Source organism: Nesterenkonia muleiensis, assembly GCF_003600155.1.
GTDB lineage: Bacteria > Actinomycetota > Actinomycetes > Actinomycetales > Micrococcaceae > Nesterenkonia > Nesterenkonia muleiensis.
This window is the reverse complement of the sequence record NZ_QWLD01000038.1, coordinates 154,010-171,442: the sequence shown is the minus strand read 5'-3', so window position 1 is coordinate 171,442 and position 17,433 is coordinate 154,010. Positions and strand designations below refer to the sequence as shown.

Here is a 17,433-nt window from a genome sequence, read left to right as displayed (position 1 = left end):
TTCGCCCACGCGCTCAGAAGTCCCAGTCCTCGTCTTCGGTCTCGACGGCTTTGCCGATGACGTAAGAGGAGCCGGAGCCGGAGAAGAAGTCGTGGTTCTCATCGGCGTTGGGGCTCAGCGCGGAGAGGATCGCCGGGTTCACGTCGGTGACGTCTGAGGGGAACATCGCCTCATAGCCCAGGTTCATCAGCGCCTTATTGGCGTTGTAGTGCAGGAACTTCTTGACGTCCTCGGCCAGTCCGACCCCGTCGTAGAGGTCATGGGTGTACTGGACCTCGTTGTCGTAGAGCTCGAAGAGCAGCTCGTAGGTGTAGTCCTTCAGCTCCTGACGGCGCTCCTCCGTCTCCTGCTCCAACGCCCGCTGATACTTGTACCCGATGTAGTAGCCGTGCACCGCCTCATCCCGGATGATCAGCCGGATGATGTCAGCGGTGTTGGTCAGCTTCGCCCGCGAGGACCAGTGCATCGGCAGATAGAAGCCGGAGTAGAAGAGGAAAGACTCCAGGATCGTGGAGGCCACGCGCTTCTTCTGGCCATCCGCACCGTGGTAGTAGTCCATGACGATCTGGGCCTTGCGCTGCAGGTTCTGGTTCTCCCTGGACCAGCGGAAAGCGTCGTCGATCTCCTTGGTGGAACACAAGGTGGAGAAAATCTGCGAATAGGACTTCGCATGCACCGACTCCATGAAGGCGATATTGGTCAGCACCGCCTCCTCATGCTGGGTGAGCGAATGCGGGATCAGCGCCACCGCACCGACAGTGCCCTGAATGGTGTCCAACAGGGTCAGCCCGGTGAAGACCCGCATGGTCAGGGTCTTCTCCTCCTCGGTAAGCGTGGCCCATGACTGGACGTCATTGGAGACCGGCACCTTCTCCGGCAGCCAGAAGTTGTTGACCAGGCGATTCCAGACCTCACCGTCCTTCTCATCGGGCAGGCGGTTCCAGTTGATCGCCTCAACATGGCTGAGCAGCGTGGACTGCGTCTCGGTTGTCACTGATGTCGTCACGTGCGATCCGGTCTTTCTCTGTGTGGGAATCAGGTGTCTGCTGAATCGGGAGGGGTGCTGCTGCACACATGGTGCCGCGTCATCGTACTAGCGCTCTAAAGCATGCAGGAGACGCAGCCCTCGACCTCGGTGCCCTCCAGGGCCAGCTGGCGCAGCCGAATGTAGTAGAGGGTCTTGATGCCCTTCCGCCAGGCGTAGATCTGTGCCTTGTTGATATCACGGGTGGTGGCGGTGTCCTTGAAGAACAGCGTGAGGCTCAGCCCCTGGTCCACGTGCTGGGTGGCCGCAGCGTAAGTGTCGATGATCTTCTCGTAGCCGATCTCGTAAGCATCCTGGTAGTACTCGAGGTTGTCATTGGTCAGGTAGGGCGCCGGGTAGTACACCCTGCCGATCTTGCCCTCTTTGCGGATCTCGATCTTTGAGGCCACCGGGTGGATCGAGCTGGTGGAGTTGTTGATGTAGCTAATCGACCCGGTGGGCGGCACTGCCTGCAGGTTCTGGTTGTAGATGCCGTGGGCCTGCACCGCGGCCTTCAGCGCCCGCCAGTCCTCCTGGGTGGGGATATGCACATGGCTGAACAGCTCACGGACCTTGGCGGTCTCCGGCTCCCACACCTGCTCGGTGTACTTGTCGAAGAACTCACCAGTTGCATAGGTGGAGTTCTCGAAGCCGTCGAAGGTCTCGCCGGTCTCCTTGGCGAGGATGTTGGAGGCGCGCAGGCAGTGGTAGAGCACCGTGTAGAAGTAGATATTGGTGAAGTCCAGGCCCTCTTCGGAGCCGTAGTGCACCCGTTCCCGGGCCAGATAGCCGTGCAGGTTCATCTGGCCCAGCCCAATGGCGTGGCTGCGCTTATTGCCCTCAGCGATCGAGGGCACCGACTCGATGTAGGACATGTCCGAGACCGCGGTCAGAGAGCGGATGGCGGTCTCGATGGTCTGCCCGAAGTCCGGAGAGTCCATGGTCTTGGCAATGTTCAGCGACCCGAGGTTGCAGGAGATGTCCTTGCCGATCTGGGCATAGCCGAGGTCGGCGGAGTATTCGCTGGGCTCGGAGACCTGCAGGATCTCTGAGCAGAGATTGGACATGGTGATCCGCCCGTCGATCGGGTTGGCCCGGTTCACCGTGTCTTCGAACATGATGTAGGGGTATCCGGATTCGAACTGGATCTCCGCCAAGGTCTGGAAGAACTCACGGGCGTTGATCTTCGACTTGCGAATGCGGGCGTCGTCGACCATCTCGTAGTACTTCTCCGTCACCGAAATCTCGGTGAATTGCTTGCCGTAGACCCGTTCGACGTCATACGGGCTGAACAGGTACATGTCCTCGTTCTTCTTGGCCAGCTCGAAGGTGATGTCCGGGATCACCACACCCAGCGAAAGGGTCTTGATGCGAATCTTCTCATCTGCGTTCTCCCGCTTGGTGTCCAGGAACCGGTGGATGTCCGGGTGGTGGGCGTTGAGGTAGACCGCGCCGGCCCCCTGGCGGGCACCGAGCTGGTTGGCGTAGCTGAAGGAGTCCTCCAGCAGCTTCATCACCGGGATCACCCCGGAGGACTGGTTCTCGATCTGCTTGATCGGCGCCCCGTGCTCACGGATATTGGTCAGGGACAGCGCGACGCCGCCGCCGCGCTTGGACAGCTGCAAGGCGGAGTTGATGCCGCGGGCGATGGACTCCATATTGTCCTCGACCCGCAGCAGGAAGCAGGAGACGAGCTCGCCGCGCTGCTTCTTGCCGGCGTTGAGGAAGGTGGGGGTGGCCGGCTGGAAGCGGCCGGAGATGATCTCCTCCATCAACGCCAGTGCATGCTCCTCATTGCCCCGTGCCAGGTACAGGGCCACCATGCAGACCCGGTCCTCGAGCCGCTCCAGATAGCGCTGGCCGTCGAAGGTCTTCAGCGCATAGGAGGTGTAGAACTTGAAGGCCCCCAGGAAGGTGGGGAACCGGAACTTACGCGCATAGGCGGTGTCCCAGAGCCGGTGGATGAACTCGCGGGAGTACTTCTCCAGGGTCTGCTGCTCGTAGTAGTCGTTCTCCACCAGATACTTCAGCTTCTCGTCCAGGTCGTGGAAGAAGACCGTATTGACGTTGACGTTGTCCAGGAAGTACTTCCGGGCAGCCAACTGGTCGGCCTCGAACTGGATCTCACCGCTGGGCCCATAGAGGTTGAGCATGGCGTTGAGGTCCTGGTAGCTGAGCTCGGACCACTCCGGAGGGAGGTCCTTGGCCAGAGCTGGTTCCTTGCCCGCGGGCTCTGCTACGCGGCTGAGAGGCTTGACTGCTGTTTCCAAAACTCTTCCAATCCCTTGTGGACTTTGGACACATCCTCTTGAGTGCCCATCAGCTCGAACCTGTAGAGGTGCGGAACCTTGCATTTGGCGGCGACGATATCGCCGGCGATGCAGTAGCTTTCGTGAAAATTGGTGTTGCCGGCGCCGATCACTCCCCGCAGCAGCCTCCGGTTGGACTCCACATTGAGGAATTTGATGACTTGTTTGGGCACCGATCCCCTGCCGCCGTCAGCACCGTAGGTGGGCAGAACCAGCACGAACGGTTCGGTGGCTTCCAGGGTCTCGCTGCGGGTGTGCAGCGGCAGCCGGGCGGTCTCTCCCTCAGGCAGCCGCAGCTTCTCCACGAACCGGTGGGTGTTGTTCGACACTGAGGAGAAGTAGATCAGTGTGGCCGAGGTGAGCATCGTCTCTGCCTCCTGAGTGCTGAGACTGTCTAGGCCACTGCTGCCTGCGGGGCACTGGCCTGGGAGCTCAGCCCGGAGATCTTATCCGGGCGGAAGCCGGACCAGTGGTCAGACTCGGTGATCACGACCGGGGCCTGCATGTAGCCCAGTGCGCGCACCCGCTCCAGAGCCTCAGCGTCCTGGGAGATGTCAACGGTCTTGTAGGTGACCCCGTTCTTGTCCAGGGCGCGGTAGGTGGCGTTGCACTGGACGCAGGCGGGCTTGGTGTAGACGGTGACGCTCATGGGGAAGGTCCCTTCAGACGTAGTTCAGATGTGGTTCCGCTTCTCGAAAAAAGACTGTGCCGCCTGAGCTTGCTCTAGCTCCCGGCCGCTCTTCAATACTACATCTTGTGTTGGCCGAAGTCACTGGCCACTAGATGATGTACTCACACCAGTGTAGTTATCCACTGCCTGTGCACAAGGGCTGTGGAGGGCGTGTCCTGCACCAAGTCAGGGAAGCACGACGACGGCCGCTCACCTCTCCACAGGAATCCACACCTGAATCCCCAGAAAAATGAATCTGACACCCGGCGTGTCGGAGCACGCTTCGCGTACTCCGAACCCTCAAACGCCTCGGAAAACACCGAGCGAGCTCGGGTCTTCGCTCGGCTCAATCCGGCACCGCCACTATGAACACTTCAGGCGTGAAAGCTGGCGTCAGCCAGCCGAGAGCGTGGCCGGGTCTCCCCGCCCGCGGGACTAAACTGCCCAGTCGAAGGTGCGGGTGACAGCTTTCTTCCATTCGGCCAGCCGCTGGGCGCGGGTGCCGCCGTCCATCCTGGGACTCCAGCGCGTGCCCTCGGTCCAGTTCTCCACCAGCTGCTGTGTGGAGTTCCAGTAGCCGGTGGCCAGGCCCGCGGCATAGGCGGCACCCAGCGCGGTGGTCTCAATGACCTCTGGACGGACCACATCGACTCCGAGGATGTCGGCCTGGAACTGCATCAGCAGGTCGTTGACCACCATGCCGCCGTCCACCTTCAGCTCAGTGAGGTCCTCAGGGGCGGAGGCGTTCATAGCTTCGACGACTTCCGCGGATTGGAAGGCCACTGACTCCAGCGCCGCGCGGCAGAGGTGGTCGGCGTTGACATAGCTGGTCAGCCCGACCACCGCACCGCGGGCCTCCGGACGCCAGTACGGGGCGAACAGCCCGGAGAAGGCCGGCACAATGTAGGCCCCACCGTGATCCTGGACCCGCTGGGCACGGGTTTCGGACTCGGAGGCCTCGCTGATGATCCCCAGATTGTCGCGCAGCCACTGGATCAGCGATCCGGTGACCGCGATCGAGCCCTCCAGCGCGTAGACCGGTTTCTGGTCGCCGAACTGATAGGCCAGGGTGGTCAGCAGTCCCTGATCATTGCGCACCAGCTCATGTCCGGTGTTGATGAGCATGAAGTTGCCGGTGCCGTAGGTGTTCTTCCCCTGCCCGGGTTCAAAGCAGGCCTGGCCCACGGTGGCGGCGTGCTGGTCGCCCAGGATTCCGGCGATCGGCACCCCGGGGATTCCGCTGGCCGCAGCGCATTCGGCGTAGACCTCCGAGGAGCTGACGATCCTAGGCAGCATCTGCTCCGGCACCCCGAGGGCGCCGCAGATCTCCGGGTTCCAGTCCAGGGTGTCGATGTTCATCAGCAGCGTTCGGGAGGCATTGGTGACATCGGTGATGTGCACCCCGCCCTCTGTTCCGCCGGTGAGGTTCCACACCACCCAGGAGTCGATCGTCCCGAACAGCAGGTCCCCAGCCTCTGCGCGTTCGCGCGCACCGTGGACATTGTCCAGGATCCAGCGGATCTTCGGGCCGGAGAAGTAGGTGGCCAGCGGCAGTCCGGTGCGCTCTGCGAAACGATCCGAGCCGGCGGCGTCGTGGGCTGCCAGCTCTTCGCAGATGCTCTGGGTGCGGGTGTCCTGCCAGACGATGGCCCGGTGCACAGGCTCACCGGTGGACCGGTCCCAGACCACGGTGGTCTCCCGCTGGTTGGTGATCCCCAGCGCAGTGACCTGGGTCCGCTCCAGGCCACCGTCCTCCAGGGCTGCGGCAATGACCTCCACGGTGTTCCGCCAGATCTCTTCGGGTTCGTGCTCCACCCATCCGGCCTGCGGAAAATGCTGGGCGTGCTCCTTCTGTGCGGAGGCCAGGATCTGGCCCGCCTGGTTGAACGCCACCGCCCGGGTGGAGGTGGTGCCCTGGTCGATGGAGAGCACGCAGGTCTCTGCGGCGGGCTGGCTCATAGCGGACGTGCCCGGAGGTCCTGACCCGGAACAGGGTAGTTCGCGGCGATGCGTTCGGCCGCTGCGGCGTCGTCGTTCATGGTCTCTGCCTCCAGAACAGCCTCAATATGTGCGGTGTAGGCGGCCCGTTCGGCCTCCATGCGTTCGCCGTCCCAGCCCAACCGTGGTGCGGCGATGCCCAGGATCTCCTCCACCGCGCCGAGCCCCCGGTCGGCGGTCTCATGGATCAGCCGGGTGCGCCGGGCCATGAGGTCATCCAGGTGGAGAGCGCCCTCTGCTGTGACCGCATAGGCGATCTCGGCCCGCAGGTACGACGGCGCCCGCTCCAGGGGTGCGCCCAGGCCGGGGTCCTCGTCGATGAGTTCGACCACCTCACGCAGCAGGGAGCCGTACCGGTTGAGCAGACGGTCTACGCGGTCGTGGTCCCAGTCATAGCGCAGCACCAGGTCTTCGGCCTGGTCCACCCATTCTCCGTAGCCCTGGGCTCCCAGCAGCGGCAGCGCCGCGGTGATGGAGGCCCGGTCCTTGAAGGTGCCTTCGGCGGCGAAGTCCACCACATCTTCGGCCATCACCCGGTAGGTGGTCAGCTTTCCCCCGGCGATGCCGGTCAGCCCGGGCGCCAGCTGCAGCACGGTGTGCTCCCGGGAGACCTTCGCCGAGGCCTGCTCATCGGTCGTCACCGGCTGGACCAGCGGGCGCAGCCCGGCCCAGGTGGCCAGCACATCGTCACGGGTGAGGTCCTCGCCGAGCACGGCATTGGCGTGGGCGAGCACATACTCGATGTCTGCGGCGGTGGCCGCTGGTGAGTCCACGTCCTGGTGCCAGGCGGTATCGGTGGTGCCGATCGCCCAGACATCGCGCAGCGGAATCAGGAACAGCACCGACTTCTCGGTCTGGGTGATGATCCCCACCGTGCCTTCGGCGGAGATCCGGTCCCGGGCAACGGTGATGTGGATGCCTTTGGAGGCCAGGACCCGCAGTCCTGATCCGGGTGTCTGGGACTGCTGGTCCAGCGCCCGTTCCTGGGACTCTCCGGTCCAGACTCCGGCGGCCAGAATGATCTCCTTGGCGCGGACCTCGAACCGGTCCCCGGTGAGATGGTCTCTCAGCCGCACTCCGGTGACCCGGTCGGGTTCGGCGCGGTCATCCCTGAGATAGTCCACCACTTCAGTCCGGGAGGCCACCGCCGCGCCCAGGCTGCGGGCCGAACGGGCCAGGGTCAGCACCAGCCGGGCGTCGTCGACCTGCGCATCGTAGTACTCCAGTGCCCCGTGGTACTTCTCGGTGTCCAGGGAGGGGAAGCGCTCGCTCAGCCTGGCGCGCCCCAGGTGCCGGTGAAAGGGCACCGCCCGTCCCCGTACTCCGCGCAGCAGGGAGGAGCCGGCGGCCAGCGTGTCGTAGAGGGTGACTCCGGAGCCGATGAACGCCCGGTCCACCACATGCTTGTCGAACGGGAAGATGAACGGCAGCGGCCGCACCAGGTGGGGTGCCAGCCGGCGCAGCAGCAGATCGCGTTCGCGCAGCGCCTCGGCCACGAGTTTGAAGTCCAGCATCTGCAGGTAGCGCAGACCGCCGTGGACCAGTTTGGAGGAGCGCGAGGAGGTCCCCTCGCCGAAGTCCCGGGCCTCCACCAACCCGGTGCTGAGTCCCCGGCCTGCAGCGTCGAAGGCGGCGGCGGTACCCACCACGCCCCCGCCGATGACCAGGACGTCCACCGGCTCACCCCCCGGCGCCGAGGTGGCGCGCAGACGGTCCAGTGCGTCGTTGCGGGATGCTGTGCTCAGCGGCTGTGGCTTCACCCCTCCAGCCTACAAGGCGGAGCCGTTGGCCGAACCGTGACCTCCAAGCCTCTTCACAGATACCTTGTTTAGGGTCGAGACTTGAGACTGCACCGTTGTCCCCTGTTGAGGAGTGTCACATGCCCTCTGGCCTGAACCCGACTGAGGAGATCCCGACTGATGAGCTGGTCAAGAAGACCGACGGGGACCTCTACCGGCAGCTGCTGGACCAGCTGAACACCAAAGCCAATGAGAATGGGACCCCGGGGACGGTCGACCGGATGATCGACATTCGCCGGCGGCTCACAGAGTTCCAGCTGCACTACAAGTTCGGCATGGACGAGGTGCTCACCAAGATCAACGTGCTGCGCGAGGAGTTCGAGCACACCCGGGACTACTCCCCCATCGAGCACGTCAACTACCGGCTGAAGTCCCTGGAGCGAATCCTGGACAAGGTCCAGCGCTACGGCACCGAGCCCACCTTGGAGGGGATCCGGCACGCCATCCGGGACATCGCCGGGATCCGGATCACCACCAGCTTCGTCTCAGACGCCTTCTGGGTCGCGGAGATGCTCTGCAGCCAGCCTGATCTGCGGGTGGTGGAGGTCAAGGACTATATCCGCAAGCCCAAACCCAACGGCTACCAGAGCCTGCACGTGATCCTGCAGGTGCCCGTCTACCTGTCCAACCGCACCGAGTTCGTCTACGTGGAGGTCCAGATCAGGACGGTGGCCATGGACTTCTGGGCATCGCTGGAGCATAAGATCTACTACACCTACGACGGTGAGGTGCCCTCCAACATCCTTGACGAGCTGCGCGACGCCGCCGTCCAGGCCGCCGCCCTGGACAAACAGATGGCCGAGATCCGGGAGAAGGTCACCGCCCTGCGCGAGCAGGCCCCGGCATCCGGCCAGGGTGCCACCGGGCCGACCCCGGCCGACCGGCCCGACCCCGCCCACTGGTTCCGCGGCAGCGACAACCCCGGCGACGACGGCACCCCGCCCTGGAACTGGCAGGAGATGGAGCGGCGCACCGAGAATTAGGGGGCGAAGTGGTGGATCGGTCCGTTGCCCTGGCCGACCTGCAGCTGATCAGCTGCGCTGATCGCCTTCTGCATCCACTCCTTGACGCTGACAAGCGCGGCCTCCCAACTGTGCCCGCGAGCCCGCAGGGTGGCGAAGGCTGCCGAGACCGAGCATCCGGTGCCGTGGGTGTTGCGGGTCTGCACCCGTGGTGAGCTCACGCTGTAGGCCTGCGGACGTACGCCCTGGGATGAGGGGAAGACCAGGGTGTCCACGACCTCATCACCACCGAGATGCCCGCCCTTGGCCAGCACGACCACGTGGTGGGCGTCGGCGACCTGCTCGGCCTGGGCAGCCAGCTCCAAGGACGACGACGCCGGGCCCGCACCCGCCAGAATCGCCAGCTCGGGAACGTTGGGAGTGATCAGGTCGGCCCGGTGGAGGAAGCCGATCAGCGAGGCTTCGGCATCGGCATCGAGCAGCCGGTCCCCGCTGGTGGCCACCATGACCGGATCGACCACCAGGGCCGGACGGGCCGGGGCCGCAAACGTCTCATCCCACCAGTCGGCCACCGTCTGGATGATCTCAGCGGTGCCCAGCATGCCGGTCTTGGCCGCGTGGATGGTGACATCGTCGCTGACCGAGTCCAGCTGGGCGCGCAGGAACTCCACCGGCGGTGCGTGGATTTCGCGCACGCCCTGGGTGTTCTGCGCCACCAGCGCGGTCACCACACACATTCCGTATCCGCCATGGGCGGCGAAGGACTTCAGATCGGCCTGGATTCCTGCACCTCCGGTGGGGTCAGTGCCGGCGATGGAGAGGATGTTGGGGATCGGCATGAGCAGGCATTCCCTTCGCGCGCATTAACGTCACAGGTTCAACGGGTGTGATCTCAGCGCGGCCGCGGCGGCCGCACACCCCGTGCTGGGCACTTACCGTACCAGGAAGCGGTGCATCTTCCTCCCGTCGGGACCGGGGCTGTCAGTCGATGACGCGGTGGGCGCCGTCGCGCCGGGGATCATCGGCACCGGTGATGGTTTCGGAGTCATAGTCGATGACCAGCGCCTGGACTGAGCCGAAGCTGGAGTCCGGCCATTCCTCGATCTGCCAGCCGAGCTCCGCCAGCCCGGTGTGCAGCTCCGGGGGCTGGCCCGCCTCCAGGTAGAGCAGGCTGTCCTCAGAGCGGAAGCGGGCCGCGTCCACCGCTTCCTGGAGGTCAGCGCCCTGCAGCACCCACTGGGAGATCACCGTGGCCAGCGCCGGGAGGATCTGCTTGCCTCCGGGAGTGCCGATGGCCATCACCGGGCGGCCCTGGTCATCGAGCACCATACTGGGGTTGGACCAGGTCACACTGCGCCGGCCCGGGCTGGGCTGGTTGGCAGCTGAGTCGATATCTGCGAACCGGTCCAGGGCGTTGTTCATGAAATAGCCGTCCACGGCCTGCCCGGAACCCCAGAAATCGGTGACGGTGTTGGTCATCGACACCGTCAGGCCGGTCTCGTCCACCACCGAGATGTGGGTGGTGTTGGCGTGTGCGGAGTCTTCCGGATCCTCGGCTGAGGCCTGGGGCTCCTGATCCGCCCCAGTGGCCTCCAACTGCGCATTGGCCTCTGGGTCGGTGATCTCCTCAACCGGCACATCGACGAAGTTCGGATCCCCCAGGTCGGTGTCGATGGTCTCCTCTGCCACCTTCCAGGCCCGGGAGAGGGCATCGATGTACTCGGCGGACTCCGGGTCCATATCGGCCACCCCTTCGGCCTCAGCGATCTGCAGCATCTGGATCAGCGCGGCACCGGGCAACGACGGTGAAGCCGAGACGATCTGGTAGTCGCCGAGGTCACCGGTGACCGGCTCGGAGCTGATGACCTCGTAGCCGGCCAGCGACTCGGCATCGACTCCTTCGACCTGCTCAGTCAGTGACTCGGCCAGCTGGCCGGTGTAGTAGTCTTCCCAACCTGCCTCTGAGAGACGTTGCAGCGTCTCCTCCAGCTCCGGTTGGACCAAGGTGTCACCGGCAGCCAGCGGCTGTCCCTGCTGGGTGAAGGCCTCCGCATCGGCCAGCAGCTCTGCTCCAGCGCCGCCGCCGATGCGTTCGGCCAGATAGTCGGAGACCTCGAAGCCCTCCCCGGCCAGCTCCACAGCCGGGGCGGTGACCTGCTCCCACTCCAGGTCGCCGTAGTCCTGGTGGAGCTGGCCCATGCCGGCCACGAACCCTGGGACTCCGGTGCCGCTGTCCGGGATCTCCCCGCTGCTGTTGACCACTTCCCGGTAGTCGTAGAACACCGGATGACCCTCTGGCCCGGCGAGGATCGCCGAGCCCCCGCCGCCGATCCCGGAGGCCACCGGCTCCACCACAGCGATGGCGAAGGAGCCGGCCACCGCGGCGTCGACGGCGTTGCCGCCCTGGTCGAAGGCCGCCTCGGCGGCGTCCACTGCTTCCTCATGGCCTGCGCTGATGCCCTGCTCACCTACGAGCGGACCTGGGTCTTCAGTGGCCTCTGGGGTGGCGGTGGGGGCGTCGTCGCTCTGCTGCTGGCCGGGATCCTGAGCAGTCTCCTGCGGTGGTGGGGGCTCCTGCTCGGCGATCCCACAGGAGCCCGCCGTCAGGCAGACCGCCGCGAGAGGGACGATGACGCGTGCTGGGTTCCGGTGCAGAACAATCACCTCTTCGGTGGGGACGGGAGCCGGAGCAGGGATTCGAGCGGTCCGCGGGCGAATGCGGCCCGCCAGGCGGTGCAGAGCCCGATGAGCCCGATGACGATGGTCAGGCTCAGCAGCAGGCCTCGGTAGGGGCTGTCGGCATCGGGGCCAGCAACCACGGCGATGGCCACCAGATGCGCGCAGTAGGCCGTCAGGGCCAGCTGGCCGGTGGCCGCCAGTGGGCTGAGGGCGCGGCCCAGGCGCGGGGTGATGATGAGCATCAGGCCGAGCACTGCCGCCGAGCTGCCGACCGAGGAGAGCAGCCACAGCGGCATCTGTGAGTGTCCGGAGGCCAGCAGCAGGTGATCTACGCCAATCCGATCTGCCTCCGGTTCGCCCAGGATCAGGATCAGCAGGCGGGAGATCAGGTAGGCCCCACCTGCTGCTGCCACCCCGAAACCGGTCAGCCGCCACTGCACCCGGGGGGCACGAAGATCCAGCCGGCCCCACCAGATGCCGACCAGGAACGGGGCGATCCAGACGATGAGCGGATAGGGGCCGGTCAGCAGGATCGAGGCGGCTGCCTCCAGCGGGCCGGAGCCGAAGGCCGCAGCGCTGGTGGAGAGCCCCGTACTGGTGCGCAGCAGGATGTAGACGGCGGGGCCGGCCAGGGCTGAGACCGCCGCAGTCACCACTACCCATGGGGTGGGCATCCGCACGGCGAACACAGCGAGGAGGAACAGGGCGGCATAGAGGGTCAGGATCACGTTGACTCCGGCGGGCAGCAGCTGCAGTGCCAGGCCAAGCACCAGCAAGACTGCGGCGCGCCAGAGAATCACCGGCCACAGCCGGCGGTTCTTCGCTGCCGTGCTGCGGGCCAGGAAAGTGACCCCGAGGCCGGCTAAGACGATGAAGAGGATGGCCGCACGTCCGTGCGGCACGGAGACCACCAGCTCCTGAGCCCCGTTGGTCTCGACCGCTCCGACATTGACGATGACCATGCCGATGATCGCCAGGGCGCGGGTGATGTCCAGCGCCTGAAGGCGTGCAGTGGGCTCTACGTCAGCGGGACGGACATCGGGTGCGACCATCGGTCCACAACCTATGTCACCGGCCTGCGGACCCGCTGAGCAGCAGCTGAGCGGAGGCGGAAATGAAACTCAGGGAGGATAGGCCACTCCCGTGCCCGTGACCTGCAGACCCACCGTTTCGCCCACTTCCAGCGGTGCGGCGTTCAGCAGCCGGACCCGGACCTCTTCCTCACCGCCGTGGATGCGCACCAGCGCGGTGGTGTCGTGCCCGTAGTAGTCGGCATCCAGCACCAGTCCGAGCACCCCGGTGCCGGCTGCGGTGACCTGGATCTGCTCGGGACGCAGCAGCAGATGGGCGAACCCGTTGTCGGCGCGGTGGCGAAGCGGGACCGTGCCCAGCGTGCATTCGGCTCTGCCGTCGGCGATATGGGCTTCCAGGACCACTGCCTCACCCAGAAACTGGGCAGTGCCCAGATCTGCGGGCACGCTGTAGACCTCCTCAGGAGCGCCTGCCTGGCGCAGCTGGCCCTCCTGCAGCACGGCCACCGCATCGGCGAAGGACAGCGCCTCGTCCTGGTCATGTGTCACCAGCAGGGCGGTGGTTCCGGTGGAGCGCAGCACGCGCTGGACAGCTTTCCGCGTCCGGTCCCGCAGACCGGCATCCAGTGCGGAGAAGGGCTCGTCGAGCAGAATGATCGCTGGGTCGCGCCCCAGCGCGCGGGCCAGGGCCACCCGCTGCCGCTGGCCCCCGGAGAGCTGATCGGGCCGCCGCTGGGCATAGTCCTGGGGCAGGCTGACCAGGTCCAGCAGCTCGGCCACCCGCTGAGCGGTGTTCTTCGACTTCGGCACGCCGAAGGCAATGTTCTTGCCCACCGACATATGCGGGAACAGCGCGCCGTCCTGCGACACCAGGCCGATGGGCCGGCGGTGTGCGGGCTTCGGGGTGAGGTCCGCGTTGTCCAGGCGCACCCGCCCGGAGTCCGGGCGCAGGAAACCGGCGATGATCCGCAGCAGTGTGGACTTGCCTGAGCCGGAGGGGCCCACGATGGCAGTGGTGGTCCCCTCCGGGCAGGTCAGCGACACCTCGTGTAGCACCCGGTGGCTGCCGTAGCTGTGGCCGACGTTCTCGGCCTGCAGTGTTCCGCTGGTGCGCTGGGAAGTCACGGAGCCTCCTTGAGCATTCGGGACATCATGAGCCAGGCGGGGACGGCCGCCAGCAGCACCAGCAGCACCGCGAACGGAGCGGCGGCAGCGAAGGACTCATTGCCGGTGTAGGTCCACAGTCTGGTGGCCAGGGTGTCAAAGCCGGTGGGCCGCAGCATCAGAGTGGCCGGGAGCTCCTTGATGACCGTCAGCATGACCAGCAGGAACCCTGAACCGATCCCCGGTGCCATCAGCGGCAGAGTAATGCGGATGTAGGCCACCACTGAGGATTTGCCCAGTGCCCGGGTGGCCTCTTCCAGTTCCGGCGGTGCGCTCAGGGCGGCGGCGACGGCCGGCCCCAGCGCCAGCGGCAGCATCAGGGTGCAGTAGGCCAGCACCAGCAGCCAGGTGGTCTGGTAGAGACCCGGAAGCACGGAGATGCCCAGCATGACCACTGAGAGGCCGATCACCACACCGGGCAGTGAATGCGCCAGGTAGGCCAGACGCTCCAGTCCCCGGGAGAGGATCGAGGGCCGGCGCGCGATGTAGACCGCCAGCGGCACTGCCAGCAAGGTGGTGGCGGCTGCGGCAAGGGCGGCGACCCACAGTGAGTTGCCGAATGCTGTGGCAACCTCGGCCAGCGACCCCGGAACGGAGACTCCCCGGTAGGACCAATAGGCCAGAGCGGTGCCCGGCACCGCCAGACTGGTCACCACCACAGCCCAGGCCAGCAGCAGCGCAGGCGCTGTCCAACCGCCCAGGCTCAGCCGCAGCGGCGGGGAGGAGGCGCTGTGCCCAAGAGTGGCGTACCTGGTGGAGGTCCGGCGCAGCCTTCCTTCCACCAGCAGCACCAGAGCGGTCATCACCAGCAGCACTGAGGACAGCGCGATGCCGCCGAGCCGGTCAAAGCCCATGGAGAAGCTGGTGAACACCGCCCGGGTGAAGGTGTCCACCCGCAGAATGGAGACTGCGCCGAAATCAGCGATGACATAGATGGCGCACAGCAGGCCTCCGGAGGTGAACGCCGGTGCCGCTTGCCGGACGGTGACCGAGAAGAACGTGCGCACCGGTCCCCGGCCCAGGGACCGGGAGGCTTCCTCCTGGGCGGGGTTGACCCGCAGCAGGGCTGCCACTGCAGGAAGGTACACATAGGGGTAGGTCACCGAGGTGATCACCACGGTGGCCGCGGTGAAGCCTTCGAACGTGGTGCCAGGGCTGATGATGCCGTTCATCGACTGCCAGCCGAAGGCGGCCACATAACTGGGAACGGCCAGCGGAAGAGCTGCCAGGACTGCCAGGGTCCGGCGCAGCGGAATAGTGGTGCGGGTCACCAGCGTCGCCAGCCCCACTCCGATGATCAGGCACAGTGCGGTGACAGCGCCGGTCAGTGCCAACGAGGTGCTGGCCAGGCGGGCGCTGCGTGGGCTGAACACAGCCTGGTAGAAGTCCTCAGCCGGGTAGTCAGTGGTGCGCAGCACCAGGTAGAACAGCGGAAGAAGCGCCAGCCCGGTGGTCAGGCATGCCAGCACAGGCAGCCACCCGGGCACTGCTGTATCCCTGGCGCTGCGGTTCCTGCGCACACCTCGGGGGGCCGCGGCTGCGCCGGCGGCCCCCCGAGGATCGGTGACAGTCTGAGTGATCGGCTAGCCCGCCATCCCTGCCTGGGTGATCATCTCGATGGTCGTCTCCAGGTCATCGAGCTGGTTGAGGTCGATATCGGGCACGTCGAGGTCCTCGAGCGCGGGCAGTCCGCCGGGGGCGTCGAAGCCCTCGACCATCGCGTACTCTGCCGTCTCCTCCACGAAGTACTCCTGACCCTGATCCGAGAGGAAGTACTCCACCAGGTCTAGCGCTGCAGTGTTCTCGGCGTCGAAGACACCGGCACCGGTGACATTCATCAGCGCACCCAGATCGCCCTCACCGAAGAGATGGTTGGCAGCCGGCAGCTCCTCCGGCTCCACACCGCGCTCGGCAGCCTGCGCGTAGAGGTAGTAGTGGTTGACCAGGCCCATCTCCAGGGACCCGTCGAGCACATCGGAGACCATCGGACCGTTGCGCTCGCGGTACTGCGGATCGTTGTCCACCATGTCCTGCAGCCACTGCTCGGCGGCGTCCTCCCCCTCTGCGACGCGGAAGGCGGTGACAAAGGCCTGGAAGGAGGCATTGGTCGGGGCAACGCCCACCCGGCCTTCATACTCCGGCTCCGTGAGCTCTTCGACGGAGTCCGGCAGCTCGGACTCCTCGACCAGCTCGGTGTTGTAGATCAGCGTGCGCAGGCGTCCGGAGAGTCCGACCCATCCGTCACCGTTGTCCCGGTAGATCTCCGGCACCCGGTCCAGGATCCCCTGGTCGAGGTCTGCGAAGAGCCCGCCCTGGGCGATCGCCCCGAGCGCCCCTGCGTCTTGAGCGAGGAAGACGTCAGCGGGGGTGTTCTCCCCCTCTTCGAGGATCTGGGCGGCAAGTTCGGCGGTGTCGCCGTAGCGGACCTCCACCTCAAGGCCGCTCTCCTCCTCGAACTGGTCGATCAACGGTTGGATGAGCTCTTCGTTGCGGCCTGAGTAGAGGACGATGCTCTCAGCACCGGCGTCATCGACCCCGTCGTCACCGCCGTTGGTGGTGCCGTTGTCATCATTGCCGCAGGCGGTGATCAGCAGCGCCGCTGCGGCAGTCGCGGCCAACGCCGCTCGGGAGGTACGGGACATCTCAGAGTTCCTTTCCAAGGGACGGTGTTATGACCCTGGGTGCGCGATTCGGGTCTCGGACGAGACCCAGCTGAACACTATACATCATGCACTTGTGCGCTAATTGTGCAGCATGCTTGAGGCAACCCTCAATGACCGGCTCCAGAGGAGCTATTGGCGGTTCGATTTATGTGGTGCGCACCGCGATATCGCCCTCAGGCAGCTCTTTGGTGGTGTAGATGACAGTGATCCAGTGGTTGGGATCGTCCTGGCCCAGCTCACGTTGGATGCCGGCGCGGATCGCGTCCCACTGCTGCAGCGGCTTCGGCGGCATGGAGGCGGGAACCTGAAAGATGATCTCGATCTGTTTGGCCCGTCCGAGCTGGGCGGCGTAGATCCGGAAGTCGGTGAAGCCCTGGCTCTCCCCGACCCGTGCGGCGACCTCTTCGGCTTCACGCAGCAGCGGCTCCGGGGTGACCAGCGCCAGTTCGGCGACAGCTTTGCGCAGGATGGACAGCGGCACCGGTATCAGCGCCAGGGCCACCACGGCCAGGACCGCCGGGTCCACATAGGGCCTGAGCCACTCCAGGGGTGTGCCGTCGAGGAAGAATCCGATGACGAATGCGATCAGCAGCGCGGAGGTCACACCTGCGGCCATGATCCAGCCTTTGATGTCCATGTCCACCAGTGCTGACCTGATCCGCTTATTGGCACGGTACTCCCAGGCGGTGACCGTGAGGGTCAGCACCAGGATGATGACCGCGTAGATGATGGCCGGGCCGAACTCGATCTCCCGTCCCCCGCTGAGCAGGGCAAGCACCGACTGCACCAGGGCATAGGCCCCCACCGACATCATCAGCAAGGCGTTGACCGCCAGGATAATGGGTTCGAAGTGCCAGAACCCCATGGTGAAACGGCGCTGCAGGCGCCTGGAGATGCCGTTGCTGGTGGAACGGACGATGAGGCTGGAGACCACAATCGATACCACCGACATCACGGCATCGACCAAGGAGAACACACCGTCGAAGATGATCGCGGAGGACCCGGAGACCAGGCCGAAGCTGATCCCGAGGACGGCGAAGATCAGGATGGCCACTAAGGATATCTTCAGCGCCTGCTGTTCAGTACGCATGCCTACCTCCGGTTTCTCGATCGTGGCAGTGGGCCAACAGCCCA

The 17,433-nt window shown here is 65.5% G+C and carries 14 protein-coding genes; 1 reads left to right on the top strand and 13 read right to left on the bottom strand.

From position 1 onward, the window contains the following. Positions 1-13 precede the first annotated feature (13 nt). From nrdF to DVO78_RS10600, 6 genes are all read right to left on the bottom strand, one after another. Positions 14-970, bottom strand: coding sequence for a class 1b ribonucleoside-diphosphate reductase subunit beta (gene nrdF, locus DVO78_RS10625; RefSeq protein ID WP_202912164.1), 957 nt, complete (start codon positions 968-970; stop codon positions 14-16). 131 nt (positions 971-1,101) lie between these two features. Continuing rightward, complete coding sequence (gene nrdE / locus DVO78_RS10620; RefSeq protein ID WP_238385259.1) at positions 1,102-3,234, bottom strand: class 1b ribonucleoside-diphosphate reductase subunit alpha; 2,133 nt, start codon at positions 3,232-3,234, stop codon at positions 1,102-1,104. A 26-nt stretch (positions 3,235-3,260) separates the two neighbouring features. Further along, on the bottom strand, positions 3,261-3,698 hold the full coding sequence (gene nrdI, locus DVO78_RS10615) for a class Ib ribonucleoside-diphosphate reductase assembly flavoprotein NrdI (RefSeq protein WP_120004871.1): 438 nt from the start codon (positions 3,696-3,698) through the stop codon (positions 3,261-3,263). A gap of 29 nt (positions 3,699-3,727) precedes the next feature. Beyond that, the gene (gene nrdH / locus DVO78_RS10610; protein ID WP_120004870.1) at positions 3,728-3,982 is read right to left on the bottom strand and encodes a glutaredoxin-like protein NrdH; all 255 of its coding nucleotides are present in this window, start codon (positions 3,980-3,982) and stop codon (positions 3,728-3,730) included. 456 nt (positions 3,983-4,438) lie between these two features. After that, the gene (gene glpK / locus DVO78_RS10605; protein ID WP_120004869.1) at positions 4,439-5,962 is read right to left on the bottom strand and encodes a glycerol kinase GlpK; all 1,524 of its coding nucleotides are present in this window, start codon (positions 5,960-5,962) and stop codon (positions 4,439-4,441) included. Next, positions 5,959-7,761 (bottom strand): glycerol-3-phosphate dehydrogenase/oxidase, encoded by a 1,803-nt coding sequence (locus DVO78_RS10600; protein ID WP_120004868.1) that lies wholly within the window; start codon positions 7,759-7,761, stop codon positions 5,959-5,961. The genes glpK and DVO78_RS10600 overlap by 4 nt, the downstream gene beginning before the upstream one ends. A 119-nt stretch (positions 7,762-7,880) precedes the next feature. Between DVO78_RS10600 and DVO78_RS10595 the strand changes: the two genes are divergently transcribed. Further along, positions 7,881-8,783 carry a GTP pyrophosphokinase gene (locus DVO78_RS10595; RefSeq protein ID WP_120004867.1) on the top strand — a complete coding sequence of 301 codons (903 nt, stop codon included), beginning with the start codon at positions 7,881-7,883 and terminating at the stop codon, positions 8,781-8,783. On the opposite strand, the gene thiD is transcribed toward DVO78_RS10595, so the two are convergent. The 7 genes from thiD to DVO78_RS10560 all read right to left on the bottom strand — a co-directional run bounded on the left by thiD (position 8,780) and on the right by DVO78_RS10560 (position 17,389). Further along, entirely contained in the window at positions 8,780-9,601 is an 822-nt protein-coding gene (thiD, locus tag DVO78_RS10590) for a bifunctional hydroxymethylpyrimidine kinase/phosphomethylpyrimidine kinase (protein WP_120004866.1), read from the bottom strand. The two genes, DVO78_RS10595 and thiD, sit on opposite strands and share 4 nt — an antisense overlap. Positions 9,602-9,743: 142 nt before the next feature. Next, positions 9,744-11,426 (bottom strand): gamma-glutamyltransferase family protein, encoded by a 1,683-nt coding sequence (locus tag DVO78_RS10585; protein ID WP_157983991.1) that lies wholly within the window; start codon positions 11,424-11,426, stop codon positions 9,744-9,746. Beyond that, positions 11,423-12,493 (bottom strand): DUF418 domain-containing protein, encoded by a 1,071-nt coding sequence (locus DVO78_RS10580; protein ID WP_120004864.1) that lies wholly within the window; start codon positions 12,491-12,493, stop codon positions 11,423-11,425. The genes DVO78_RS10585 and DVO78_RS10580 overlap by 4 nt, the downstream gene beginning before the upstream one ends. 69 nt (positions 12,494-12,562) lie before the next feature. Continuing rightward, complete coding sequence (locus DVO78_RS10575; protein WP_120004863.1) at positions 12,563-13,597, bottom strand: ABC transporter ATP-binding protein; 1,035 nt, start codon at positions 13,595-13,597, stop codon at positions 12,563-12,565. Beyond that, a complete protein-coding gene (locus tag DVO78_RS10570) occupies positions 13,594-15,123 on the bottom strand; it encodes an ABC transporter permease (RefSeq protein WP_202912158.1) in 1,530 nt (509 codons plus the stop codon). Before DVO78_RS10570 ends, DVO78_RS10575 begins: the two co-directional genes overlap by 4 nt. A gap of 96 nt (positions 15,124-15,219) precedes the next feature. Beyond that, positions 15,220-16,278, bottom strand: coding sequence for an iron ABC transporter substrate-binding protein (locus DVO78_RS10565; protein WP_238385251.1), 1,059 nt, complete (start codon positions 16,276-16,278; stop codon positions 15,220-15,222). Positions 16,279-16,444: 166 nt separating this feature from the next. Next, complete coding sequence (locus tag DVO78_RS10560) at positions 16,445-17,389, bottom strand: cation diffusion facilitator family transporter (protein WP_120004861.1); 945 nt, start codon at positions 17,387-17,389, stop codon at positions 16,445-16,447. Positions 17,390-17,433 lie beyond the last annotated feature (44 nt).

Bases quoted from the DNA above. Each gene is read 5' to 3' on its own strand.
- nrdI (WP_120004871.1), bottom strand. From the start codon at position 3,698: ATGCTCACCTCGGCCACACTGATCTACTTCTCCTCAGTGTCGAACAAC.
- nrdH (WP_120004870.1), bottom strand. From the start codon at position 3,982: ATGAGCGTCACCGTCTACACCAAGCCCGCCTGCGTCCAGTGCAACGCC.
- glpK (WP_120004869.1), bottom strand. From the start codon at position 5,962: ATGAGCCAGCCCGCCGCAGAGACCTGCGTGCTCTCCATCGACCAGGGC.
- DVO78_RS10595 (WP_120004867.1), top strand. From the start codon at position 7,881: ATGCCCTCTGGCCTGAACCCGACTGAGGAGATCCCGACTGATGAGCTG.
- thiD (WP_120004866.1), bottom strand. From the start codon at position 9,601: ATGCCGATCCCCAACATCCTCTCCATCGCCGGCACTGACCCCACCGGA.
- DVO78_RS10580 (WP_120004864.1), bottom strand. From the start codon at position 12,493: ATGGTCGCACCCGATGTCCGTCCCGCTGACGTAGAGCCCACTGCACGC.
- DVO78_RS10565 (WP_238385251.1), bottom strand. From the start codon at position 16,278: ATGTCCCGTACCTCCCGAGCGGCGTTGGCCGCGACTGCCGCAGCGGCG.
- DVO78_RS10560 (WP_120004861.1), bottom strand. From the start codon at position 17,389: ATGCGTACTGAACAGCAGGCGCTGAAGATATCCTTAGTGGCCATCCTG.